Source organism: Synechococcus sp. H55.8, from assembly GCF_047462375.1.
GTDB lineage: Bacteria > Cyanobacteriota > Cyanobacteriia > Thermostichales > Thermostichaceae > Thermostichus.
In genome coordinates, this window is record NZ_JANSJC010000027.1 from 14,428 (window position 1) to 36,932 (window position 22,505).

Below are 22,505 nucleotides of genomic sequence, written 5' to 3' on the forward strand. Positions count from 1 at the left end.
AGGTATGGGGATCCCGGTATAGGCCGATATGCCTCACCCATGCTGAGTAGAGGGATCCCGTGATGGATGCCAGAATAACAGAAGTGCTTGATCCCCCGGTGTGTTGTCAAGGGGAGGAATCCGTGCAGATTCGCTTTGCTGTGGTGAGCGATCCCCACGTCACCCTTCCCTCCACCCTTTGGGATCACCCCAACCGGTTTCATTTGGTGGAGGTGAGCATCCCGGCTCTGGAACAAGTTTTGCAGCATCTGGTGCAGTTGCCTTTGGATTTTCTCCTTTTGCCGGGGGATCTGACCCAGCATGGGGAACCGGAAAACCACGCCTGGTTGGCGGAGCGCCTGGCCCGTTTACCTTTCCCAGCTTTTGTGGTGCCCGGCAATCACGATGTGCCCCAGCTTGAGGCATTGCCAGAGTTTCCCCGCTACTACCAAGCTTTTGGCTATGAGGACGGGCGGTCTTTGGATTACAGCCGCCTGTTGCAGCCAGGGATCCGTTTGATCGGCCTCAATTCCAACCACTTTGATGCTCAGGGCCAGTTGGTGGGGTGTCTAACTTCGGAACAACTGACCTGGCTGGAAAAGGAATTGGCAGCAGCCGAAGAGGAGCTGGTGCTGCTGATGGTGCACCACAACGTGGTCGAGCATCTGCGCGGGCAGTCCCTCCACCCCTGGGGCCGTCGCTACATGCTGGAGAATGCCTCTCAATTGCGGCGGCTGCTGCAAGCTTACGGGGTGCAACTGGTGTTCACCGGACATTTGCACATTCAGCACATCGCCCGGCGAGGGGGGGTTTACGACATTACCACCGGCTCTTTGGTCAGTTTTCCCCATCCCTACCGCCTTGTCGAGATCCGACTGGATCGCGAGACCGGGATCCACGTCCATATCCAAAGCTACCGGGTGGGATCCCTGCCCGGTTGGCCCGATTTGCAGGCGTTCTCGCGGGAGTGGATGGGTCAGCGCAGCGAACCGGTGGTGGTTAAGTTTTTAACCTCTGCGCCGCTGCATTTGCCCCTGGAGCAGGCCCAAGCCTTGGCCCCACAATTGCGCCACTTTTGGGCAGGGGTAGCTGCCGGGGATCCAGACCTCGCTTTTCCAGACTTCCCACAGCCGGCAGGTCGATTCCTGGAGCGATTTAGCCGTTGTTTTCGCTGCCCACCCGATAATCAGGCGCAGCTCCATTTGCTGCCTCGGGGTTTTTCTATTTCTTAGGAACCAGGGCAAAGAATGGCCTTTGCAGGATTTGGCAGTTGGCGAAGCGGTACCGTTTGTTCTTTCGGAAACATTCCTAGGGTTGGGATCCCTCGATGTGGGAGTAGGGCTCTAGGTGGATGGTGACCCGCACCGGCCCGTAGCGCTCCTGCAGCAGTTGCTCCACCGCTTCGGTGATGCGATGGGCCGACTCCACGTCCAGCGGCTCCACCACCATGTGCATTTCGATAAAGATCATCTGCCCTGGGATGCCGCGGGAGGTGATGTCGTGGCAGTCCAGAACTCCAGGCAGGCTGAGAACCAGCTCCCGCAAGGTCTTAGGCGGAATAGCCACCCGGTCGGTGAGGAAAGGGATATTCTCTTGTAACACTTCCCAGCCGCTCCAGAACACCAGCAGCCCCACCGGCACCGCCAGCACCTGATCCAGCCAGGGGATCCCCCAGTAGTGGATCCCGGCCAGTCCCAGCAGCACCGTCAGGGTTACCCAAACATCGCTGAGGGTATGGCGGGCATCGGCCAAGAGCAGCGAGCTGGACAAAGCCTTGCCCCAGGAACGTTCATAGAAGGCCACGAAGAGGTTGATCCCCAGCACACCCACCATTAGGGTTAGGGTCAGTCCATCGACCTGCAGCGGCGGCTGGGGCTCGAAAAACCGTCCCACCGCTGTGCTGAGGATCTCAAAGCTGGCCATCCCCAGAAAAGCGGCGATCCCCATGGCACCGATGGCCTCAAACTTGCTGTGGCCGTAGGGGTGCTCCTCATCCGGCTCTGGCGAGGAAAAGCGGGCCGCCAGCAGGGCAAGAATGTTGCTGGCGCTATCGGCGGAGCTGTGCAGGGCATCGGCCACCAAGCTCAGGGATCCCGTCGTCAATCCCAGGATCAACTTGACCGAAAACACCAGGACATTCAGCCCCAAGGTGACGTACAGCACCCTTTGCACCTGGCGCTGACGACGAGCGGCTATGGCAGCAGAATCGGGGAAACTCACCGCCCAAAGGCTCAGAGGAAGGCCGGTTCTGCTTTATTTTGCCACCGGCTTGGGTTCAAGGCTATCTTTCCTCCCCTTGAGGATAGGGGATCCCGGTCGGCGGGGTATTTTAGAACCAAGCATCGACGCGAGGGGGAAGCGGGCTATGGACGTGGCGGTTGTGGGAGCTGGCTATGTGGGGTTGGTAACCGGCGCCTGTCTGGCTCACCTGGGCCACAGCGTTATCTGTGTAGACAACAACCCCGTCAAAATTGAAGGGCTGCAACGGGGTCGCCTGCCCATCTACGAGCCTGGGCTGGAAGAGCTGGTGCGGGGAGGCGCCGAGGCTGGCCGGCTGCACTTTACCACCGATCTGAGCTTGGCGGTGCAGGTCAGCGAAGTCATCTTCATTGCTGTAGGCACGCCGGCTTTGCCCAGCGGCGAGCCGGATCTGCGCTACGTGGAGGCCGTGGCGCGGGAGATCGGCCAGCACCTGGACGACCGCTACCGGGTTATTGTCAACAAGTCTACCGTCCCCATTGGTTCCGGCGACTGGGTGCGCATGCTTATCTTGGATGGGGCTGCTGGGGCGGCCAAGCAGCGCCTGGGCAGCCGGGAAGAGAGCGAACTGCTCTCTGGGGGAGATCGGGAGGCAACTCCTTTCTCCAGAGGATCCCTGGCTTTGCAAATCTCTCCTCGGACACCTCAGTTTGACGTGGTCAGCAACCCTGAGTTTTTGCGAGAGGGCAGCGCCATCCAGGATACCTTCTACCCGGATCGCATCGTGATTGGCTCCAACAGCCCCCGCGCCATCGAGATCCTGCGGCGGCTTTACGAGCCCATCCTCAGCCGCCAGCAGGGCTTGGGTGGGGATCCCGTGCCTTTACTGGTTACCGACTTGGCCTCCGCCGAGATGATCAAATATGCCGCCAACGCCTTCTTGGCCACCAAGATCAGCTTCATCAACGAGATCGCCAACATCTGTGAGCGCACCGGTGCCGACATCACCCAGGTGGCAACAGGGATCGGCCTCGATAAGCGCATTGGCCGCGCCTTTCTCAACGCCGGTATAGGCTGGGGAGGGAGCTGCTTCCCCAAGGATCTGTCAGCTCTCATTCAAACAGCTGCTGACTACGGCTATGAGGCCAAGCTGTTGCGGGCTAGTGTCGAGGTCAACTGCGAGCAGCGGCAGCGCCTGGTGGAAAAGCTGCAGCAAGCCCTCAAGGTGCTCAAGGGCAAGACCATTGGCCTTTTGGGCCTCACCTTTAAGCCCCACACCGATGACCTGCGGGATGCCCCCTCTCTGACGTTGATCGAGCAGCTCCACCGGCTGGGGGCCAAGGTGAAAGCGTATGATCCCATTGTGTCGGCTTCGGGGATGCGGGAGGGCCTGGCCCACGTGATAGTGGAAACGGATGTGTTTCGCCTGGCCCAGGACTGCGACGCCCTGGTGCTGGTGACCGAGTGGCCGGAGTTTTTGTCGCTGGATTACCGGCACCTTGCCGAGCTGATGCGGCGGCCTTTGCTGATCGATGGCCGCAATTGCCTTGACCGGCAGGCCGTTCAACAGGCGGGTATCACCTTGATTGGAGTGGGCTGGTGAAGATCCTGGTCACGGGTGGTTTGGGATTTATCGGCTCCCATCTGGTCGGCCGCCTTCTGCAAGAAGGCCACGCAGTTATCTGCCTCGATAACGGCTACACGGGGCGGGAGGAGAACGTACAGGCCCACCGCGACAACCCCGCCTTTACTTTGCTGTGGCACGATGTGGCCGAGCCGCTGCCGCCGGAGCTGGAAAAAGCCGGTATCCAGCAAATCTACCACCTGGCCTGTCCCGCCTCGCCGCCCCACTACCAGGCGGATCCCATCCACACCATCCGCACCGGTGTCTGGGGCACCTACCACCTGCTGGAGCTGGCCCAGAAAACAGGATCCAGGTTCCTGCTGGCCTCGACTTCAGAAGTGTACGGGGATCCCCAGGTGCACCCCCAGCCGGAGGACTATTGGGGCTATGTCAACCCCATCGGCCCGCGGGCCTGCTACGACGAGTCGAAGCGCCTGGCCGAAACCCTGACTTTTGACTGGCAGCGGCAACACCAGACGGAGATCCGCGTCGCCCGCATCTTCAACACCTATGGGCCGGCCATGCGGGAGGATGATGGCCGCGTGGTCAGCAACTTCATCGTCCAGGCGCTGCGCAGGGATCCCCTCACCGTCTATGGGGATGGATCCCAGACCCGCAGCTTCTGCTACATCGCCGACCTCATCGAAGGCCTGGTGCGCCTGATGAACGGCCCCTATCCCGGCCCCTTTAACCTGGGCAACCCGCAGGAGTTCACCATCCTGGAGCTGGCGCAGCAGGTCTTGGCCCTCACCGGCAGTCCTTCCCCCATCGTCCACCGGCCCCTGCCGACCGACGATCCCAAGCAGCGCCGGCCCGATATCCGCAAAGCCCGCACCCTGTTGGGCTGGGATCCCCAGATCCCCCTGCAGGTTGGCCTGGAGCTAACCATCCCCTACTTTCGTCGGCGGCTAGGGCTGGAGTAAGTTGAGGTCAAACTGAACAAGTTTTTTTGATGTATCCTGAGAGAGCCCATTAGGAACGCGGCTACTCGACAACCTGCGTTTTCTCGCCTGCAGTTTTCGGCTTTTCCCATGGCTCTCACCGAATCTGACCCCAAAGCTCTCCCCGGCGGCGGATCCCTGAGTTTTTTTGAGCGCTATCTCACCCTTTGGGTGGCTCTGTGTATTGTTGCCGGGATCCTGTTGGGTCGATGGTTTCCGGGCCTGGCAGAGGCGCTGGATGCCCTGAGCCTCTATCAGGTCTCCATTCCCATTGCCGTCTGCCTGTTTTTCATGATGTATCCCATCATGGTGAAAATTGATTTTGGCCAGGCAGCCCATGCCTTGCAATCGCCCAAACCGGTGCTGTTGACCCTGGGGGTGAACTGGCTGGTGAAGCCTTTTACCATGGTGGTGATTGCCCAGTTTTTCTTGGGGTGGCTGTTTGCCCCTTGGATAACCGGCACGGAAATGATCCGCGGTACAGAAGTGAGCCTCAGCAACTCCTACATTGCCGGGGCCATTTTGCTGGGCATTGCCCCCTGCACTGCGATGGTGCTGATGTGGGGCTATCTCAGCTATGGCAACCAAGGCCACACCCTGGTGATGGTGGCGGTGAACTCTTTAACCATGCTTTTCCTCTACGCGCCGCTGGGCCGCTGGCTGCTGGCCATGAGCGATTTAACGGTGCCCTGGCAAACCATTTTGCTATCCGTGGCCATCTACGTGGGCCTACCGCTAGTTGCAGGAGCAGCCTCTCGCTATTGGATTCTTAAAACCAAGGGCCGGGAATGGTTTGAGAAAGCTTTTTTGCGCTACCTCAACCCCATTGCCATCACCGCCTTGCTGGTGACGCTGGTGCTGCTTTTTGCTTTTAAAGGGGATCTCATTGTGGAAAATCCCTTCCACATTTTGTTGATTGCAGTGCCGCTTTTTGTGCAGACCAACCTTATTTTTGGCCTCACCTATGTGGCAGCCCAGAAACTGGGCTTGTGCTATGAGGATGCCGCTCCGGCGGCTTTAATCGGCGCCAGCAATCACTTCGAGGTGGCCATTGCAACGGCGGTGGTGTTGTTTGGCTTGAACTCCGGGGCCGCCCTGGCCACCGTCGTAGGGGTGCTGATTGAGGTGCCGGTGATGCTGATGCTGGTGGAAGTATGTAAACGCACCGCCTTTTATTTTCCCCGCCAGCCGGAGAAGGCCAGCTTGCCGGATCCCCGCTGTCTTAAAATCAGCCCTTGAGGGATCCCTGTAGCCCATGAACTTGCCCCCAGATCGCCAACGGGAACACCAGGCCAATGAGCGCACCTTTCTGGCCTGGCTGCGCACCTCTGTGGCTCTCATTGCCTTTGGCTTTGCCCTCGCCCGCTTCAGCTTATTTCTGCGGCAGATTGAAGCCGCCCACTCCCCTGAGCAGCCCGCCGCGGCGCACGGCCTCCTGAGTGCCCAGAACTTGGGCCTCCTGTTGGTGATCTTTGGAATCCTGATGATCGGCCTTTCTGCTTGGCGCTACAACCAGGTGATGCGGCAAATCGAGGCAGGCGACTTTCGCCCCAGCCGTTTCCTCATCTGGATCATGGCTGCCGTTGTGGCCCTGTTTGGGCTGCTGAGCCTTCCCCTGCTGCTGCGCCGTCCCCGCCCTCAGGAACCTCCGCGGCTCAGCCTGCCGGAGTGAAGGGCCGCCAGGGGTTCCAGTTGCTGAGCCTGCTGCTTGAGGCGCTTGATTAACTGCTTGCACACCACCTCGCACAGCTCAAAACAGATGGGATCCGCAATTTGGTAGTAGACGCTCACGCCCCTGGGCTCGCGGCTGACGATCCCTGCCTGCGCCAGGATCTTGAGATGTTTGGAGACGTTGGCCTGGCCCATGCCGGTGGCCTCTAGGATTTGGGTAACGTTCTTGGGCCCCGAGCGCAACTGACACAGGATCTGCAGCCGGCTGGGCTCCGCCAAAACCTTGAAGTACTCCGCCACGCTGGTCAGCACTTCCGGCGTCAGGGTCAACTGGCACTCGTCTTTGCCACCTTTCACGAGCTTGTCCCAATCCATAGTCTGTTCTGTCTTGAGGGAGGTGGTAGCTTGATTTTAACACTAAATAGTTATATAGTAGCTCTAGAGACCCGAATTCGGATCGCTTTCGGGTTTTGTCAACAGACAGGAGGGCAGCATGCTATTTCGCCAACTGTTCGACTCCGAGACGAGCACCTACACTTATTTAATCGCAGACCCAGACACCCGCGAGGCCGTACTGGTGGATCCGGTGTTGGAGCAGGTGGAGCGGGACTGGAAGTTAATTCAAGAGCTGGGTCTGACCTTGAAGTACTGCCTGGAGACCCACGTTCACGCCGACCACATCACCGGCACCGGCAAGCTGCGGGAGTTGAGCGGCTGCCAAGGGGTGGTGCCGGTTCAGGCCAAGGCACAATGTGCCGACCGCTTCATCGGCCATGGGGAAACGCTGCAGGTGGGATCCATTGTCATCGAGGCCATCGCCACCCTGGGCCACACCGACAGCCACATGACCTACCGCGTCAATGGGGATCGCGTTCTGACCGGCGATGCCCTGCTCATTCGCGGCTGCGGGCGCACCGATTTCCAAAGTGGGGATCCCGGCTTGATGTACGACCACGTGACGCAGCACCTGTTTACCCTGCCGGACGAGACGCTGGTCTATCCCGGCCATGACTACCGGGGACACACCGTCTCCACCATTGGTGAAGAGAAGCGCTGGAACCCCCGCTTCGTGGATCCGGAAACCGGTAAGCTGCGCTCGCGGGAGAGCTTTATTGCCCTGATGAACAGCCTCAACCTGCCGCAGCCCAAGAAGATCCAGGAAGCGGTGCCGGCCAACGAGCAGTGCGGCCAAGTGGCAGCCGCAGTTTAGTTGCTAGGGCTGGCTAGACTTCTCTCAGGCGGCCCGTCAGAAAGGGGAGGGTTGAGAGTGGATCCCAAACATCTCTATGAGAGGGATTTCTATGCTTGGACTCAGCAACAAGCCCAATTTCTGCGGGAGCGGGCTTGGGAGAAGCTAGATCTGCCCCATTTGATTGAGGAGATGGAATCGTTGGGCAGGCAACAGCGGCAAGAGCTGCGTAACCGGCTGGGGGTTTTGGTGGGGCACCTCCTCAAGTGGGAGTATCAGCCGCAGGCCAGATCGGTAAGCTGGCTTCTTACCCTACAGGTGCAGCGGCAGGAAGTTCTGGATCTGCTGGAGGAAAACCCAAGCCTGAGGCCCTATTTGCCGGAGGCCATCTCCAAGTCTTACCTGAGGGCGCTCCAACTGGCTCTAGAAGAGACCAAGCTGCCCAGAAAGACTTTTCCCCAGACCTGCCCTTACTCTCCCGAGCAAATCCTGGATAGCCAGTTTTATCCTGGCGAGCCCAGCAGGTTGCTGGAGGAGGAAGATTAGAAATCCCTAAGTCTTACAACAACCCTAGAAGCAAGGAAGAAACCATGACCGTAGCTCAACAAAATCCTACAGCTCAGCAGGAACGGGATCCCCGTCTCAAGGAGATCGACGCTTGGACTTTAAAGCAGTGGCTGGATCAAGGGCGGGTACAGCTCATTGACGTGCGGGAGCCGGCAGAATACCACGACGAGCGGATCCCGGGGGCGATCAACATGCCTCTATCTACCTTTGACCCCGCCAAGGTGCCGATCTCGACGCCGGAAAAGCCGGTGGTGCTGCAGTGCCGCATGGGCAGCCGCTCCATCCGTGCCGGCTGTCAGTTGCTCGAATACGGCTGGCCGGAAGCCATTAGCCTCAAAGGTGGGATCGAAGCGTGGAAGGCCGCCAAGCTGCCCACCACCCGCACCCGCAACGCGCCCATCTCGGTAATGCGACAGGCGCAGATTACAGCGGGATCCCTGGTGCTTGTAGGAACCCTGCTGGGAGCCTTTGTCCATCCCGGCTGGCTGGTATTGAGTGGCTTTGTGGGGGCGGGGCTGGTGTTTGCCGGGATCACCAACACCTGTGGCCTGGCGCTGCTTTTGGCCCGCCTGCCCTGGAACCGGGGTCAGACGCTATGAGCGGGATCCCGTCCGCCTCTTCCCCAAAGCAGGGGGTTTGGGCGCGCTACCTGCCCTTGGCCAAGGATTCCCTGTGGTGGCTTCGCTACCAGCGAGAGGATCTGCCGGGGGATCTCATTGCCGGGGTGGTCTCGGCCATCCTGTTGGTGCCCCAGAGCATGGCCTACGCGCTGCTGGCCGGCCTGCCCCCCGAGACAGGCCTCTACGCCAGCATCCTGCCGGTGATCGCCTACGGCTTCCTGGGATCCAGCCGGGCTTTGTCGGTGGGGCCGGTGGCCATCATCGCCCTGCTGGTAGCCTCGGGTTTGGAGCCGCTGGCCGAGCCGGGCAGCCCGGAGTATGGCCAGTTGGCGCTGGGCTTAGCTCTGGAAGCGGGCCTGATCCAGCTAGGGGTAGGGCTGTTGCGCCTGGGGTTTTTGGCCAATTTCCTGAGCCACTCGGTTATAACGGCCTTTAGCAGTGCCGCAGCCCTAATCATTGCCCTTAGCCAGCTCCGCCATCTGCTGGGGGTGAAGATTGCCAACAGCGAGTCCTTCTGGCTGCTAGTGCAACGGCTGTGGCAGAGCCTGGATGGGGTCAACTGGGCCACCCTGGGGCTGGGGCTGTTGTCCATCGCCCTGTTGGTGTACGCCCAGCAGAAGCTGCCGGCGCAACTGCGCCGCTGGGGGATCCCGCCCCTCTGGGAGTTGCTGCTCACCAAGAGTGCTCCCCTGGCGGCCGTTTTCTTAACCACCCTGCTGGTTTGGGGGCTAAACCTCTCGGAGAGAGCGGGGGTGGCAGTGGTGGGATCCATTCCGGCTGGCCTGCCACCGCTGACGTTTCCCCAACTGAGCTGGCCAGAATGGGGATCCCTGCTGCCCACCGCCCTAACCCTCAGCTTGGTGGGCTTTACGGAAAGTTATGCCATGGCCCAGGCCCTGGCCAGCAAGCGGCGGCAGAAAGTGGATCCCAACCAGGATCTGGTGGCCCTGGGAGTGGCCAACGTGGCAGCAGCCGTCAGCGGTGGCTTTCCGGTCACGGGTGGGATCAGCCGCTCGGTGGTGAATGCTCAGGCGGGGGCCAACAGCGGTCTGGCCTCGGTCATTACGGGATCCCTGATAGCCCTGGCCATGATCTGGCTGATGCCCTTGTTTACTTTCCTGCCCCAGGCCACCCTAGCTGCCGTTGTGCTGGTGGCGGTGCTGGGACTGGTGGATTTTCACCCCCTGCTGCAGAGCTGGCGCTACGACCGCGGCGATGCCCTCGTTTGGCTGCTCACCTTTGCCAGCGTGTTGGCGATTGGGGTGGAGCGGGGGATTGGGCTGGGGGTGCTGGTCTCCCTTCTCCTCTTCCTCTGGCGGGCCAGTCGCCCCCACATTGCCATTGTTGGCCAGGTGCCGGGCACCGAGCACTACCGCAACGTGCTGCGCCATGAGGTGATTACCGATCCGCGCATCTTGGCGGTGCGAGTGGATGAGAGCCTGTTTTTTGCCAACGCCGCCTACCTGCAGGAGTACATTCTGCAAGAGGTAGCAGCGCGGCCAGCAGTGGAACAGGTGCTGCTGGTGGCCAGCGCCATTAACTTCATCGACGGCAGCGCTCTGGAGGCCCTGACCGAATTGGTGGAACGTCTGCACCAGATGGGGGTGGGCTTTGCCCTGGCCGAGGTGAAGGGGCCGGTGATGGATTGCCTCAAAAGGGTGGGGTTTGTGGAGAAAGTGGGCGCTGAGCGCTTTTTCTTGTCGACCCACCAGGCGATGCAGGCACTCAAATCCCAGGCGATGCCGGCAGCCGCTTCCGGATGAGCACCAGGGGGGTCTGCTCCGCTGCATTGCCCGCCGGGTTCTTGCGCAGCGCCTGCTCCACCAGCTCCCGCTCCACCCCTGGGCTGGCCGCCAGAACGCTTACCTCACCTAGGTCATTGGCATCCACAATGGCCACCTCGTAGCCAGTCTGGGCGTGGAGCTCGGCCACCAGCTTAGCTGGATGCCGCGGCCCCAAGACGATGAACTGGTCGTAGGGGGGCAAGGTGCCGGTGACATCGTCGATGAGGTCGGCCTGCTCCCCCGCCAGGGCATAGAACACCCCTGGGATCCCCAACAACTTGGCCAGGGATCCGACAACAAAAGCCCCCAGCACCCGCCAGGCTCCCGAGCAGTCGATCAGCGTCTGCATCCCGTAGCAGCTTGAGAGACTGGTCTTGGAGGGGAAGAAGTAGCAGAGGGTGCGGGCTAGCCAGCCAGGCTGCACCTGCAGGGGATGGCGAAAGTGGCCCTGGACGATGGCCGCCGCGCTTTCCGAGATGGCCACGATATCACCGGGCTGGATGTGAGGGCCCACGTAGCGCTGCAGCACCTCGGCAAGGTCATCGCTGGGGGTAAGCAGAGGGGTGGGAATGGCAGCCCAACTCACCGGCCCCTGCTGCTGCCAGGCCAGCTCCGGCAAGGGATCCACTTCCTGCAAGGGCAGGATTAGGTGGCTAGTCTTAAGGGTGCGCCGCTGCCGCCCGTACTGGACGTAGTCCAGCTCCAGCCAGGCCGAGCGCAAATCTGCCAGCCCTTCCCCCCTCAGCTCGATCTCCACTTCCAAGCCGGTCTGGCTTTGGGGGGTAATGATGTAGGCCTGCCAGTAGTTGTCCTGGCGAGGGGGCAGATCCACATGGCGGGAGCGCAGGCGGATCTGGGTTTGGATCCCTTCGATGGAGCTGGCACTGAGCAAATGCAGTCGCGGCTGCACCTGGGCCAAGGTGACCTCAAAGATGGGGTTGAGGTTGCGGGCCACGAACTCCGCCTGGATCAGCCAGTGATCGGGGCTGAGGCGGTTGAGGTGCCAGCTCTGCGGCTCCACCACCAGGCAGTCGGCGGGGCGGGTCTTCCGCCAGTACAGCACCGTCGCCAAACTCAAGAGCAGCCCGGCCACCACCTGAATCCAGCCTGAGGGATCCCCCAGCCAACGCCAGATCCCCCAGAGGCTCAAGACCACCCCAGCCAATACGCCGGCCACCACACCTCGGCTCACCATCCGGATTGTTGCCATCGGGATCCCACTCCTTGCAATCGTTAAGCCCTGCTAAAGCCTGCCCCTTCCGTCCAGCCCGCCCTTTAGACTACAGGTACCGACCAAGCCCTAGTCATCCTACCGGGAAACCGACAGCAAGCGGTCGCAGAATCTCTACCCACATTTCCATCTCAAACATTTAGACTACAAATAGGTTGCATTCTAAGTTTTTCTACAGCATCCTGCGGAGGTCGCCCATGGCCCACAAACAGCAGTTCAAAAGCTTTGACGATATGATCCAGGGATCCAAAACTCCCATTCTGGTGGATTTTTACGCCACCTGGTGTGGTCCCTGTCAGGTCATGGCCCAGGTGTTGGAGCAGGTGAAGCCCCAAGTGGGGGACGCCATCTCCTTTGTTAAGGTCGACACCGAAAAGTACCCCAACATCGCTGCCCGCTGGGGGATCTACGCCGTGCCAACTCTGATCCTGTTTAAAGACGGGAAGCCGGTTGACCGCATTGAAGGGCTGCTACATCCCCGAGCTCTGCTCGAGCGGCTACGGGCCCAGGTCAACTTACCGGTGGCCTGATCTGGGCAAGGGTTGGAGCCTGTGCCGCTTCTCCAAGTTCACCTGGCAGGAGAGGTGCCCTACCGCACCGCTTGGGCTTGGCAGCAGGCCCGGTTGGCCCGGATGATCCGCGATCCTGAGGTGCCGGATGGGCTTTTGTTGCTCACCCACCCGCCGGTCTACACCCTGGGGGCAGGGGCCGATCCCAAGTTTCTCAAAAGCCTGGCTGGACGGATAGGATCTCCGGATACTCAGCCAGAGTCCCCTGCTCCTGAGGGGCCGGAGATTCTGCGGGTGGAGCGGGGCGGCGAGGTGACCTACCACGGGCCGGGCCAGTGGGTGGGCTATGCCCTACTGAACCTAAAGCGCCATAGGACTGTCTACGGCTCCCATGGCCAGCCGGATCTGCACTGCTACCTGCGCCACCTAGAAGAGGTGCTCATCCAGACCGTAGCCCACTTTGGCCTGCGGGGGGAGCGGATCCCTGGCCTGACAGGGGTTTGGGTGCAAGGCCACAAGGTGGCGGCCATCGGCATCAAGGTCTCCCGCTGGGTTACCTACCACGGCTTTGCCCTCAACGTCTGTCCGGATCTGCCTGCCTTCGCGGCCATCGTGCCCTGTGGGATCCCCGATCGCCCGGTGGGATCCCTGGTGCAGTTTTGTCCGGGGGTAACAATGGCTGCCGTAGCCCCAGTGTTGGTGCAATCTTTTTGTCATGTCTTCGGGCTGCAGGCCCAGGCAGTTTCCCTGGCCGAGTGGTTGGGAGAGCCTCCTTAGTTTGTCTAAATCCGAGATGGTCCTGGATTAATCCAAGGGCGACTACTCCACCCCCAACTGGCGCAGCAGTTGCTGCAGGATGGCTTGGTCAGCAAAATTGCCGCTTTGGGAAAAAAGAGCCAAGGCCTGGCGAAAGGCAGCCATGGCAGCCTCTCGCTCCCCCAGTTGCAGGTGGGCCACGCCGCGGCTAAAGTAGGCCTCTGGGATCCCCGGATCCAACTGGATGGCCCGCTCCGCATCGGCTAAGGCCTTTTGGGGCTGGCGCAACTGGTTGTAAACGTAGCTGCGGTTAACGTAGGCCGGTGCATAGGTGGGATCCAACTCCACTGCCCGATCCAGATCGGCCAAAGCCGCCACCGGATCCCCGCGCAGCAACTTGAGGGATCCCTGCCAGTTAAACTCGGAAGCAGAGCTTCGGGTGGAGGTCTTCTCAGGAGGAGTGGGGGAGGTGGGCAAAGAGAGGGCGGGGGCAGGAGCCAGGAATGCCGCCAAGCAACCCATCAGAGCCACCCTTCCCCATCGCCGCTTCATCGTGCTCCGCTGAGGATCCCAACCCAGTCCAGTATAGACTGCCCGCAAGAGGGGCCATCCTTGCACTTAACCAACCCGCCGAGAAGCCCCGCTTTGGACCCGGGATGAGAGGCGGATTAGCTAAAATAGCTTGGCTTATCCTATCGTACTGACGGAAAAGGCACCTTGATCGAGCGCTACACTCTGCCAGAAATGGGCCAGATTTGGTCCACCGCCCACAAGCTCCAGACCTGGCTACAAGTAGAGCTGGCCGTCTGTGAGGCGCAGGCGGAGCTGGGGCGGATCCCTCAAGAGGCTCTGCAGGAGATCAAAGCCAAAGCTGCCTTTGACCCGGCGCGGGTTTTGGCAATCGAGGCGGAAGTCAAGCACGATGTTATTGCCTTCTTGACCAACCTCAACGAGCATGTGGGCGAGGCGGGGCGCTACATCCACCTGGGCTTGACCAGCTCGGATGTGTTGGACACAGCCTTGGCCCTGCAGCTTGTAGCCTCGGTTGAGATCTTGCAAGCTCGGCTGGCCGACCTCATCGCTGCTTTGCGTGAGCAGGCCCGCCGACACCGCTACACCTTGATGATGGGCCGCACCCATGGCGTCCATGCCGAGCCCATTACCTTTGGCTTTAAGCTGGCCGGCTGGCTGGCCGAGTGCCTGCGCCATCAGGAGCGCCTGACACGCCTGCGGGAGGTGGTCGCCGTGGGCAAGATCTCCGGCGCCGTGGGTACCTACGCCAATGTGCCCCCCCAGGTGGAACAGTTGGCCTGCGCCCGCTTAGGCCTCAAACCGGATACGGCCTCGACGCAGGTGATCTCCCGCGATCGCCACGCTGAGTATGTGCAGACCTTGGCTTTGATTGGCTCTTCTCTGGAGCGCTTTGCCACCGAGATCCGCCACCTACAGCGGACAGAGGTGCTGGAGGTTGAGGAGCACTTTGCCCCCGGCCAAAAGGGATCCTCCGCCATGCCCCACAAGCGCAACCCCATCAAGTCTGAACAACTGACGGGAATTGCCCGCCTCTTGCGGGGGTATGCTGTCTCGGCCCTGGAAAACATTCCCCTCTGGCATGAGCGGGATATTTCCCATAGCTCTGTAGAGCGGGTCATCCTGCCCGATGCCTCCATCCTCTGCCACTACCTACTGGTCAACATGGCAGATCTGGTGCGCCACCTGCAGGTTTACCCTGCCAACATGGAGCGCAACCTCACCCTCTACGGTGGTGTTGTCTTTAGCCAGCAGGTGCTTTTGGCTTTGGTGGAGAAGGGCTTGAGCCGTGAGGAAGCCTACCGCCTGGTGCAGGAAAATGCCCACCGCGCCTGGAACCAAGCCGGCGGAGATTTCCACGCCAATCTGCTGGCGGATCCCAGAGTAATGGCCCACCTGAGCGAGGCGGAGCTGCAGGCCTGCTTTGACCCACGGCGGCACCTCACCCACCTGGACGAGATCTTTGCCCGCTTGGGCATTTGAGGATCCCCTATGGCTTGGCAGCGGCAACATGTCTTGGGGCTGGCGGACTTTACCCGCGAAGAGTATCAAATTGTCTTGCAAACCGCCGCCAGCTTTCAGGAAGTGCTGACCCGGCGGCTGCCCAAGGTGCCCACCCTGCAGGGGAAGGTGGTGGTGACGCTGTTTTTCGAGCCTTCCACCCGCACCCGCAACAGCTTTGAGCTGGCGGCCAAGCGCCTGTCAGCGGATGTGCTCAACTTTTCCCCCGGCACCTCTTCGCTAAGCAAGGGGGAAACCATTTTGGATACGGCTCGCACCTTTTTGGCCATGGGATCCGACGTGCTCATCGTCCGCCACGCCCAGGCCGGGGTGCCGCAGCAGTTGGCCGCCGAGATCAATCGCCGCGGATCCCCAGCGGGGGTGCTAAATGCGGGGGACGGCCTGCACGAACATCCCACTCAAGCTTTGCTGGATCTATTTACCCTCTGTAGCCACCTGGATCCGCAGCGACCTCGCCTCGAGCTGCTGCAGGGGGTGAAGGTGGCCATTGTCGGTGACATCCTCCACTCGCGGGTAGCCCGCTCCAACATCTATGCTCTAGTGGCCGCTGGCGCAGACGTCCACTTGGCCGGCCCGCCCACCCTGTTGCCCAAAGACTTTGCCCAGTTTGTGCCCGGCCATACTCTGCCGGTGCACTGGCAGTTGGAGCCGGCCCTAGCAGGAGCCCGCTTCGTCATCGCCCTGCGCCTGCAACGGGAGCGGATGAGCGAATTCCTCATCCCCAGCCTGCAGGAATACCACCACCTTTTCGGCCTCACCCAGCAGCGGCTGCGCCTGTGCCACCCCGAGGTGAGGGTTCTCCACCCCGGCCCAGTCAACCGCGGCGTGGAACTGAGTTCTGAAGTGATGGAGGATCCCAGCCTCAACCTCATCGAGCGGCAAGTTGCCCACGGCGTGGCGGTGCGCATGGCTTTGCTGTACCTGATGGGCGGCGGGCGGATCCCGGCTTAGACCTCCCCCTTTCCCCTCTGGTCGGGGAACTTGAGGAGCTGCTTGACGTCTAGAGTGCTGAGGTTACTCTTCTAGCCAACTCAACGCTCTCCGCAAAAGCAAGAAAGAAGCTCTTGCGGGGGCTCTTTTGGACACATTGAACCCTACATAAGCCTATATAAGCTTGGCAAGATTTGGGGCAGCTTTCTGCTCTAGGTTCTGCGCAACTTATCTTCTGTTCAAACTTTTTTTCTGGCTGGCCAGCATCATCTTTTATTTGGATCGAGGTCACCTAGCCAAGTCTAAGACAAGCTAAAAGCCTTGCAAAATAAGCTTTTCACAGATCCTGAGCTCCAGGATCATTTTTTGCTGCTATCTAAACCCAAGCAAATCACCAGGTAAAAAATCAAGAGCTCATAGCAATCATCTCATTTAGAAAGACACCGACTTTTTCTTCTGGCTTAACCTAAACTTAACCTTAACATATTCTACTCTTAACCTTGAGGTTGTAGAGTTATAGGCGTCGATTAAAATCAGACATTTCTTTCTTATGCGATCTCTGCTCTCTGCTTCTGTTTCTTCTATCGCGGCTCTGGCGGTGGGAGCCCTGGCGCTGGCCCCGGCCCAAGCCCAAACCGTGCAAATCTCTGGCGCAGGTGCTACCTTCGCTGCGCCGCTGCTGCAGCGCTGGTTTGATGCCTACAATCGCACCGTAGATCCCAATGTGCAAGTCAGCTACCAGTCTGTTGGGAGCGGTGCCGGTCTGGAGCAATACATCAACGGCACGGTGGACTTCGGTGCTTCCGAGGGTCCGATGACCGAAAAGTACAACGCCTCTCGCTACAAGAGCTTCAAAGAGAAATACGGCTACGAGCCCCTGCAACTGCCTCTGGCGGGGGGCGCCATTGAATTTGCCTACAACCTGCCCGGCATCGGCGACAAAGAGCTCGTGCTCAAGCGGGAAACCTACTGTGGCATTGTTACCGGCGAAATCACCCGCTGGGACGACATTCGCATCAAGGCCCAAAACCCCAACCTGGCAAGTCGGCTGCCCGCGCTGGACATCACCTGGGTGCACCGCTCCGACGGCTCTGGGACGACCTTCGTGTTCAGCAACCACATCAACGCTGCTTGCCCCAACTGGAAGGGCGGCGTGGGAACCACGGTGGAGTGGCCGGTTGGCATCGGTGCCCAGGGCAACGAAGGGGTAGCCGCCACCATCAAGCAGGAGCAAGGGGCAATTGGCTATGTGAACCAGTCCTTTGCCAAGCTGGAGCAACTGACTACTGCTCGCATAGAAAACAAAGCGGGCAAGATTGTCGAGTTTTCTCCTGAGCGGGCTACTTCTGCCCTCAACGCTCCCCTGCCCGAAGATTTTGCCCTGCTGGTGCCGGATCCCGAAGGGCCTGACGACTACCCCATCGTTGGTTTGTTCTGGGTGATGCTCTACCGCGAATATCCTGACGAGCAAAAGCTGAAGAAGCTGGTGGAATCCATCAAGTGGACGCAGGGGCCAGAGGGCCAAGCCATCACCAAAGAACTGGACTACATCCCCATGCCGGAGCCGGCCATCCAGCGGATCTTCGCCGAGCTGGATAAGATCAAGGTCAACCCCAACGCGAAGCGATGAGTTGCTGTCCTGTTGAAAGGTGTTAGTTGAGGGCCAGTGGTCAACAAGAGGCTGTGCTCTTCCTGTTGGCTACTGGCTTGCCGCTTTGCTGATTTTTAACGGGTAAAAGTTCTGTCGGCACTGACTTTTGACGTTGTCACCAGTCTGAGTCCAACAAGCTTTTGGTGTTCACTGTTGGCCAGGACACAGACAACTGCAACACCGATGGAATGTAGGGTGAGAGAGGTTTTGCCACAATCTGCCCACCAGTAGAATTGCCACAGCGGGGATCCTATGACTTCGGCAGCCAGAGACTACGACTTATCAACGGATGTTGCTATTGAAAAGAAAATGGATGTTTCCCGCGCCCTCGACGTGGGTTTTGTCCGCCTAACTTTGGTGCTGGCAGGGTTTGCCGGCATCATTCTCATTTGGGTGATCGTGCAGACCACTGAGGCAGCCCTGCCGGCCATGCGCCAGTTTGGCTTGGGCTTTCTGGTCACCAGCCGCTGGAACCCGGTGGAAAACATCTATGGGGTGTTGCCCCAGATCTACGGCAGTTTGATGACCTCTCTGGTGGCCCTGATTTTTGCCATTCCTCTGGGCATCGGCACCGCCATTTTCTTGACGGAAGATTTTGCCCCCAAGTGGATAACGGCGCCGATTGCCTTTGCCATTGAGCTGATCGTGGCCATTCCCAGTGTGGTGCTGGGGCTGTGGGGCATCTTTGTGCTCATTCCGGCGGTGCGGCCCATCTTCCGAGCCATCAATCAGACGCTGGGGTGGATCCCTTTCTTCGGCGGCCCGGCTCCCCGAGGCCCCAGTCTGTTGATTGTAGCCATGGTGCTGGGGATCATGATTTCCCCCATCATCATTTCCATCACCCGCAGCACCCTTGAATCGCTGCCCCGGGGCCTCAAAGAGGGCGCCTTGGCGTTGGGAGCCAGCCGCTGGGAGACGATCTTGACGGTGATGATCCCGGCGGGCCTGTCGGGCATTGTCAGCTCGATCATGCTGGCATTGGGACGAGCCTTGGGGGAGACCATGGTGGCAGCAATGATTTCCGGCAACGCCAACCGCATCAACATCTCCCTGCTGCAGCCAGGATCCACCATTACTGGCTTGATTGCCTCTCAGTTCGGCGAGGCAGGACGCCTGCAGGTGTCGGCCCTTATGTATGCCGGTGTGGTGTTGATGGTGCTGACCCTGTTGGTTAACGTCATGGCCGAAATCATCATCCGCAAGTTTCAAAACTTGGAGCAGTAACCGAGGAGCCTCGTCATCATGTCCCAGTCAGCCCAGCTTGTTCCTGAGGAGATCGACATTAGCCGTGCCGCTGTTGCCCCCCTGCGGAGATACACGAGCATTGCCTTGACGCTGCTGAGCGGACTGTTTGTGGCCGCCATCATGGCTGCCCTATCTTGGGTGCTGTGGGACATCGGTAAGGAGGGCATCCAGAGGATAAGCTGGGACGTCCTCACCGAGACTCGCTACCCGGCTCCAGGGTTAGCAGAGGGGGGGTTTGGCCACGCTATCGTCGGCAGCGTAATGGTTCTGGCCACGGGGGCGGCTTTGAGCTTTCCCTTCGGGATCCTAGCGGCCGTTTACCTGTCGGAGTTTGGCCGCGGCAGCCGCTTGGCCTACTTGGTCAAGTTCTCCTGTAACGTGCTCACGGGCGTGCCGGCCATTCTCTGCGGCCTGTTTGCCTACGCTTTGGTGGTGCGGGGATCCGGCTTCTCGGCTTTTTCGGGGGGAGTTGCCCTGGGCGTGTTGATGCTGCCCATTGTCATCCGCTCCACGGAAGAGGCACTGCTTTTGGTGTCGCCGGATATGCGTTTGGCTTCGGTTGGCCTGGGGGCCACTCGCTTTCAGACCACAATGCGCATCGTCCTGCCGGCAGCAGCCCCGGCCATTGTAACAGGCTTGATCTTGGCCTTGGCGCGGGCTGCCGGCGAGGCAGCACCTCTACTTTTTACTTCCTTCAACAACAATTTCTGGTCAACCAACCTGTTTGGACCGGTGGCTACCCTGCCGGTGATGGTTTACTTCTTCTCAATTATTCCCTTCAAGGTGCAGCAGGAGCTGGCATGGGCAGGAGCCCTGGTGCTGCTGGCCATTGTTTTGGCAGCCAGCTTGCTGGCCCGCTTCCTGGTCTACAAAGCCAGAAGATAGTTTAAGCCTTGTCGGACAGCGGCCAGGTGTGAATTAGCCTCTTGACGAACTTTCTGCGAGTGGGATCATGAAAACTCAATCTGCTAACTCAACCACCTACGTCTTCCGAACGGAAAACCTGAGCGTCTACTATGGCTCGAACCTAGCGGTGAAAAACGTCACCATGGATATTCCCGCCCGGCAAATTACGGCTTTTATCGGGCCTTCTGGCTGTGGCAAAAGTACCATCCTGCGCTGCTTTAACCGCACCAATGACTTGATCCCAGGGGCGCGCGTGGAGGGCAAACTTACCTACCACAGCAAAGACCTCTACGCCGAAAACGTAGATCCCGTGGCGGTGCGGCGGCGCATTGGCATGGTGTTCCAGAAGCCCAACCCTTTTCCCAAGAGCATCTACGACAACGTTGCCTATGGCCCGCGGGTGCTGGGGATGAAAGTGGACTTGGACGAGGTGGTGGAAACTTCGCTCAAGCGGGCCGCCCTTTGGGATGAGGTGAAAGACAAGTTGAAAGAAAATGGCCAGTCTTTGTCTGGGGGGCAGCAGCAGCGTTTGTGTATTGCCCGCGCCCTGGCGGTACAGCCGGATGTCATCCTCATGGACGAGCCCTGCTCGGCGTTGGATCCCATCTCCACCCGCCGCATCGAGGAGCTGATGAAGGAGCTGGAGCAGGACTATACCATCATTATCGTCACCCACAACATGCAGCAGGCCAGCCGCGTCTCGGACATGACGGCTTTCTTCAGCGTGGAGCTGGTGGGATCCAACCGCGTGGGCGAACTGGTGGAGTTCGACCGAACGGAGGTGATCTTCAACAGCCCTGCCAAAGAGGCGACCAAAGACTATGTAGAGGGCCGCTTCGGCTGATGCTCGGGACGGGTCGGGATCCCCTGGAGAGGCGTTTTCTGTCTCTGGTGAGCCTTTCTGCCGGCCCTTTGCACAGACAATGGAGTCTAAGTAGCCTGCTATCCAATTGGGGATCCCTATGACCGTTGCTGCTTCTGGAAAATTGCAGGCCTTGCTTTCTGAGCTGGCCGACCTTGAAACCATCACCGATCCGGCGCAAGTTGCCAAGTTGTCGCTGGACTTTTACCACTACAGCCCTGTGCTCAGCCGCCAGTTGAGCAACAAGCGCGGGGAAGTGGTGGTGCGCCCTGCCGATGAAGCAGAAGTGATGCGGGTGGCGGCGGCCTGTGCCAAGTGGAGAGTACCCCTGACCGTGCGCGGCGCCGGTACCGGTAACTATGGCCAGTGCATCCCCCTAGCTGGCGGTGTGATCCTGGACATGAGCAAGCTCAACCAGGTAATCTGGGCCAAGCCGGGCTTGGCGCGGGTACAGGCGGGGGCCAAGCTGATGGCCATCGACAAACACACCCGCGAGCTGGGCTGGGAGATCCGTATGGCCCCTTCCACCTACCGCACCGCCACTATTGGGGGGTTCATTGCCGGCGGTAGCGGCGGCATCGGCTCTGTGACCTACGGCCAACTGCTGGATCGGGGCAACATCTTAGGGCTGCGGGTGATTACAGTCGAAGAGGAGCCGCGGGCCCTGGAGCTGCGGGGAGACGACGTGTTTAAAGTCAGCCATGCCTGGGGCCTCAACGGGATCATCACCGAGGTGGAGATTCCCTTGGCGCCGGCCTATCCTTGGGCGGAGCTGGTGGTGGCCTTCCCGCCGGAGGGGGGGTTTATGCCCTGCGCCCACTTTGGCCAGGCTCTGGCCGAGGCAGATGGGATCCTGAAGAAACTCATCAGCCTGCACGCCTGGCCGATCCCTCGCTACTTCGTCCCCTTGCAGGACTACTTGCCCCAGGGATCCGCCGTGGCCCTCTTGATGGTGGCCGAGTACAGCCTAGAGCCGTTGCTGGAGCTCATTCGGGAGCATGGCGGCCAGGTGGTCTACAACAAAACGGCTCAGGAGGCCAGCAGGGGGATCTCACTGGGGGAATTCTCTTGGAACCACACCACCCTGCACTGCCGCAGCGTGGATCCCAATTTGACCTATCTACAATCGATTTTTCCGCCCGATCGGGAGCTGAAGGTGGTGCAGCACCTGTACGAGCACTTTGGCGACGAAGTGCTGATGCACCTGGAGTGGATTCGCATCCGGGGGCAGGCTACCCCGGTCGGCCTGCAAATTGTGCGCTTTACAACGGAAGAACGCCTCAACGAGATCATGCGCTATCACGAGGCGCAGGGAGTCTTCATCGCCAATCCCCACACTTTCATCATCGAAGAGGGGGGTCGCAAAGTGATGGATCCGCGCCAGCTCCGTTTTAAGGAAGAAGTGGATCCCTATGGATTGCTTAACCCCGGCAAGATGCGCAGTTGGCAAGGGCGGGCTTCTGCTTGAAAGTGCTGAGAGGGCTTTATCCTCTAATATCCAGCGATCTCTGAGTTGCCTCTGCCAAAAGGAGAGGGGCTTGACAGTCAATCTTCTGCCAAGGCCAGCTCCAAAGCATAGGGACAAGTCTCCGGAAAGGCCGAGATATCCCCTCAAGCTGGGGCTATCTTCGAGGGCCAATTCAAGCTGAGTTCGCGCATCTGTGATGGCATCCAGCCAGCTCTCTGAGCGACGCTGAGGTTGATATTGCCACATGAACTACCCCACCGCGTAGGCGGGTGGGGTTTCCTCACCCGCTTGGCAGCAGAGCTTTTGTCTCTTCTTCTGCCC

The 22,505-nt window shown here is 59.9% G+C and carries 22 protein-coding genes and 1 pseudogene; 18 read left to right on the forward strand and 5 right to left on the reverse strand.

The genetic code is table 11. From position 1 onward, the window contains the following. Window positions 1–122: 122 nt before the first annotated feature. A complete protein-coding gene (locus tag NW862_RS10875) occupies window positions 123–1,211 on the forward strand; it encodes a metallophosphoesterase family protein (protein WP_414427171.1) in 1,089 nt (362 codons plus the stop codon). Window positions 1,212–1,287: 76 nt separating this feature from the next. On the opposite strand, the gene NW862_RS10880 is transcribed toward NW862_RS10875, so the two are convergent. After that, complete coding sequence (locus NW862_RS10880; protein WP_414348954.1) at window positions 1,288–2,199, reverse strand: cation diffusion facilitator family transporter; 912 nt, start codon at window positions 2,197–2,199, stop codon at window positions 1,288–1,290. 145 nt (window positions 2,200–2,344) lie between these two features. On the opposite strand from NW862_RS10880, the gene NW862_RS10885 reads away from it, so the two are divergent. The 4 genes from NW862_RS10885 to NW862_RS10900 all read left to right on the forward strand — a co-directional run bounded on the left by NW862_RS10885 (window position 2,345) and on the right by NW862_RS10900 (window position 6,415). Then, window positions 2,345–3,781 carry a UDP-glucose dehydrogenase family protein gene (locus NW862_RS10885; RefSeq protein WP_414427172.1) on the forward strand — a complete coding sequence of 479 codons (1,437 nt, stop codon included), beginning with the start codon at window positions 2,345–2,347 and terminating at the stop codon, window positions 3,779–3,781. Continuing rightward, a complete protein-coding gene (locus tag NW862_RS10890; protein ID WP_414334542.1) occupies window positions 3,778–4,725 on the forward strand; it encodes a UDP-glucuronic acid decarboxylase family protein in 948 nt (315 codons plus the stop codon). Before NW862_RS10885 ends, NW862_RS10890 begins: the two co-directional genes overlap by 4 nt. Before the next feature lie 108 nt (window positions 4,726–4,833). Beyond that, a complete protein-coding gene (gene arsB, locus NW862_RS10895; protein ID WP_414334544.1) occupies window positions 4,834–5,982 on the forward strand; it encodes an ACR3 family arsenite efflux transporter in 1,149 nt (382 codons plus the stop codon). A gap of 16 nt (window positions 5,983–5,998) precedes the next feature. After that, window positions 5,999–6,415, forward strand: coding sequence for a YidH family protein (locus NW862_RS10900; protein WP_414334546.1), 417 nt, complete (start codon window positions 5,999–6,001; stop codon window positions 6,413–6,415). On the opposite strand, the gene NW862_RS10905 is transcribed toward NW862_RS10900, so the two are convergent. Next, window positions 6,382–6,789 (reverse strand): ArsR/SmtB family transcription factor, encoded by a 408-nt coding sequence (locus NW862_RS10905; protein WP_414334970.1) that lies wholly within the window; start codon window positions 6,787–6,789, stop codon window positions 6,382–6,384. The genes NW862_RS10900 and NW862_RS10905 overlap by 34 nt on opposite strands. 118 nt (window positions 6,790–6,907) lie before the next feature. On the opposite strand from NW862_RS10905, the gene NW862_RS10910 reads away from it, so the two are divergent. The 4 genes from NW862_RS10910 to NW862_RS10925 are packed head-to-tail and all read left to right on the forward strand — an operon-like array spanning window position 6,908 to window position 10,553. After that, window positions 6,908–7,624, forward strand: coding sequence for an MBL fold metallo-hydrolase (locus NW862_RS10910; protein ID WP_414348958.1), 717 nt, complete (start codon window positions 6,908–6,910; stop codon window positions 7,622–7,624). Window positions 7,625–7,681: 57 nt separating this feature from the next. Then, on the forward strand, window positions 7,682–8,149 hold the full coding sequence (locus NW862_RS10915; protein ID WP_414334972.1) for a DUF29 domain-containing protein: 468 nt from the start codon (window positions 7,682–7,684) through the stop codon (window positions 8,147–8,149). Window positions 8,150–8,193: 44 nt separating this feature from the next. Continuing rightward, window positions 8,194–8,769 (forward strand): rhodanese-like domain-containing protein, encoded by a 576-nt coding sequence (locus tag NW862_RS10920; protein WP_414427173.1) that lies wholly within the window; start codon window positions 8,194–8,196, stop codon window positions 8,767–8,769. Continuing rightward, window positions 8,766–10,553: a SulP family inorganic anion transporter gene (locus NW862_RS10925; protein WP_414427174.1), complete on the forward strand. Its 1,788-nt coding sequence runs from the start codon at window positions 8,766–8,768 to the stop codon at window positions 10,551–10,553. Before NW862_RS10920 ends, NW862_RS10925 begins: the two co-directional genes overlap by 4 nt. Here NW862_RS10925 and NW862_RS10930 read toward each other — a convergent pair. Beyond that, window positions 10,516–11,784 (reverse strand): hypothetical protein, encoded by a 1,269-nt coding sequence (locus NW862_RS10930; protein WP_414334975.1) that lies wholly within the window; start codon window positions 11,782–11,784, stop codon window positions 10,516–10,518. The genes NW862_RS10925 and NW862_RS10930 overlap by 38 nt on opposite strands. 218 nt (window positions 11,785–12,002) lie before the next feature. Here NW862_RS10930 and trxA point away from each other — a divergent pair, with 218 nt between their 5' ends. After that, window positions 12,003–12,335, forward strand: coding sequence for a thioredoxin (gene trxA, locus NW862_RS10935; RefSeq protein WP_414334976.1), 333 nt, complete (start codon window positions 12,003–12,005; stop codon window positions 12,333–12,335). Between the two features lie 21 nt (window positions 12,336–12,356). Continuing rightward, window positions 12,357–13,091, forward strand: coding sequence for a lipoyl(octanoyl) transferase LipB (gene lipB / locus NW862_RS10940; RefSeq protein ID WP_414427175.1), 735 nt, complete (start codon window positions 12,357–12,359; stop codon window positions 13,089–13,091). A 42-nt stretch (window positions 13,092–13,133) separates the two neighbouring features. On the opposite strand, the gene NW862_RS10945 is transcribed toward lipB, so the two are convergent. Then, window positions 13,134–13,622, reverse strand: coding sequence for a tetratricopeptide repeat protein (locus NW862_RS10945; RefSeq protein WP_414427176.1), 489 nt, complete (start codon window positions 13,620–13,622; stop codon window positions 13,134–13,136). Window positions 13,623–13,787: 165 nt separating this feature from the next. On the opposite strand from NW862_RS10945, the gene purB reads away from it, so the two are divergent. From purB to NW862_RS10980, 7 genes are all read left to right on the forward strand, one after another. After that, window positions 13,788–15,083 carry an adenylosuccinate lyase gene (gene purB / locus NW862_RS10950; protein WP_414348965.1) on the forward strand — a complete coding sequence of 432 codons (1,296 nt, stop codon included), beginning with the start codon at window positions 13,788–13,790 and terminating at the stop codon, window positions 15,081–15,083. Window positions 15,084–15,092: 9 nt separating this feature from the next. Further along, a complete protein-coding gene (locus NW862_RS10955) occupies window positions 15,093–16,073 on the forward strand; it encodes an aspartate carbamoyltransferase catalytic subunit (protein ID WP_414348966.1) in 981 nt (326 codons plus the stop codon). Between the two features lie 529 nt (window positions 16,074–16,602). Continuing rightward, on the forward strand, window positions 16,603–17,682 hold the full coding sequence (gene pstS / locus NW862_RS10960) for a phosphate ABC transporter substrate-binding protein PstS (protein ID WP_414427177.1): 1,080 nt from the start codon (window positions 16,603–16,605) through the stop codon (window positions 17,680–17,682). A gap of 273 nt (window positions 17,683–17,955) precedes the next feature. Beyond that, window positions 17,956–18,927 (forward strand): phosphate ABC transporter permease subunit PstC, encoded by a 972-nt coding sequence (gene pstC, locus NW862_RS10965; protein ID WP_414334982.1) that lies wholly within the window; start codon window positions 17,956–17,958, stop codon window positions 18,925–18,927. A gap of 18 nt (window positions 18,928–18,945) precedes the next feature. Beyond that, window positions 18,946–19,833, forward strand: a complete 888-nt coding sequence (gene pstA / locus NW862_RS10970) for a phosphate ABC transporter permease PstA (protein WP_414334983.1) — start codon at window positions 18,946–18,948, stop codon at window positions 19,831–19,833. Window positions 19,834–19,900: 67 nt separating this feature from the next. Next, window positions 19,901–20,698 (forward strand): phosphate ABC transporter ATP-binding protein PstB, encoded by a 798-nt coding sequence (gene pstB / locus NW862_RS10975; RefSeq protein WP_414334984.1) that lies wholly within the window; start codon window positions 19,901–19,903, stop codon window positions 20,696–20,698. 118 nt (window positions 20,699–20,816) lie between these two features. Then, a complete protein-coding gene (locus tag NW862_RS10980; protein ID WP_414334985.1) occupies window positions 20,817–22,184 on the forward strand; it encodes an FAD-binding oxidoreductase in 1,368 nt (455 codons plus the stop codon). A gap of 186 nt (window positions 22,185–22,370) precedes the next feature. On the opposite strand, the pseudogene NW862_RS10985 reads toward NW862_RS10980, so the two are convergent. Further along, window positions 22,371–22,430, reverse strand: a pseudogene (locus NW862_RS10985) (DUF29 domain-containing protein); the annotation flags it as partial. Window positions 22,431–22,505: the final 75 nt, after the last annotated feature.

What these genes read in the sequence shown, in the direction of transcription:
- NW862_RS10885 (WP_414427172.1), top strand. Translation starts at nt 2,345, where the DNA reads ATGGACGTGGCGGTTGTGGGAGCTGGCTATGTGGGGTTGGTAACCGGC.
- arsB (WP_414334544.1), top strand. Translation starts at nt 4,834, where the DNA reads ATGGCTCTCACCGAATCTGACCCCAAAGCTCTCCCCGGCGGCGGATCC.
- NW862_RS10900 (WP_414334546.1), top strand. Translation starts at nt 5,999, where the DNA reads ATGAACTTGCCCCCAGATCGCCAACGGGAACACCAGGCCAATGAGCGC.
- NW862_RS10905 (WP_414334970.1), bottom strand. Translation starts at nt 6,789, where the DNA reads ATGGATTGGGACAAGCTCGTGAAAGGTGGCAAAGACGAGTGCCAGTTG.
- NW862_RS10910 (WP_414348958.1), top strand. Translation starts at nt 6,908, where the DNA reads ATGCTATTTCGCCAACTGTTCGACTCCGAGACGAGCACCTACACTTAT.
- NW862_RS10920 (WP_414427173.1), top strand. Translation starts at nt 8,194, where the DNA reads ATGACCGTAGCTCAACAAAATCCTACAGCTCAGCAGGAACGGGATCCC.
- NW862_RS10925 (WP_414427174.1), top strand. Translation starts at nt 8,766, where the DNA reads ATGAGCGGGATCCCGTCCGCCTCTTCCCCAAAGCAGGGGGTTTGGGCG.
- NW862_RS10930 (WP_414334975.1), bottom strand. Translation starts at nt 11,784, where the DNA reads ATGGCAACAATCCGGATGGTGAGCCGAGGTGTGGTGGCCGGCGTATTG.
- trxA (WP_414334976.1), top strand. Translation starts at nt 12,003, where the DNA reads ATGGCCCACAAACAGCAGTTCAAAAGCTTTGACGATATGATCCAGGGA.
- NW862_RS10945 (WP_414427176.1), bottom strand. Translation starts at nt 13,622, where the DNA reads ATGAAGCGGCGATGGGGAAGGGTGGCTCTGATGGGTTGCTTGGCGGCA.
- NW862_RS10955 (WP_414348966.1), top strand. Translation starts at nt 15,093, where the DNA reads ATGGCTTGGCAGCGGCAACATGTCTTGGGGCTGGCGGACTTTACCCGC.
- pstS (WP_414427177.1), top strand. Translation starts at nt 16,603, where the DNA reads ATGCGATCTCTGCTCTCTGCTTCTGTTTCTTCTATCGCGGCTCTGGCG.
- pstC (WP_414334982.1), top strand. Translation starts at nt 17,956, where the DNA reads ATGACTTCGGCAGCCAGAGACTACGACTTATCAACGGATGTTGCTATT.
- pstA (WP_414334983.1), top strand. Translation starts at nt 18,946, where the DNA reads ATGTCCCAGTCAGCCCAGCTTGTTCCTGAGGAGATCGACATTAGCCGT.
- pstB (WP_414334984.1), top strand. Translation starts at nt 19,901, where the DNA reads ATGAAAACTCAATCTGCTAACTCAACCACCTACGTCTTCCGAACGGAA.
- NW862_RS10980 (WP_414334985.1), top strand. Translation starts at nt 20,817, where the DNA reads ATGACCGTTGCTGCTTCTGGAAAATTGCAGGCCTTGCTTTCTGAGCTG.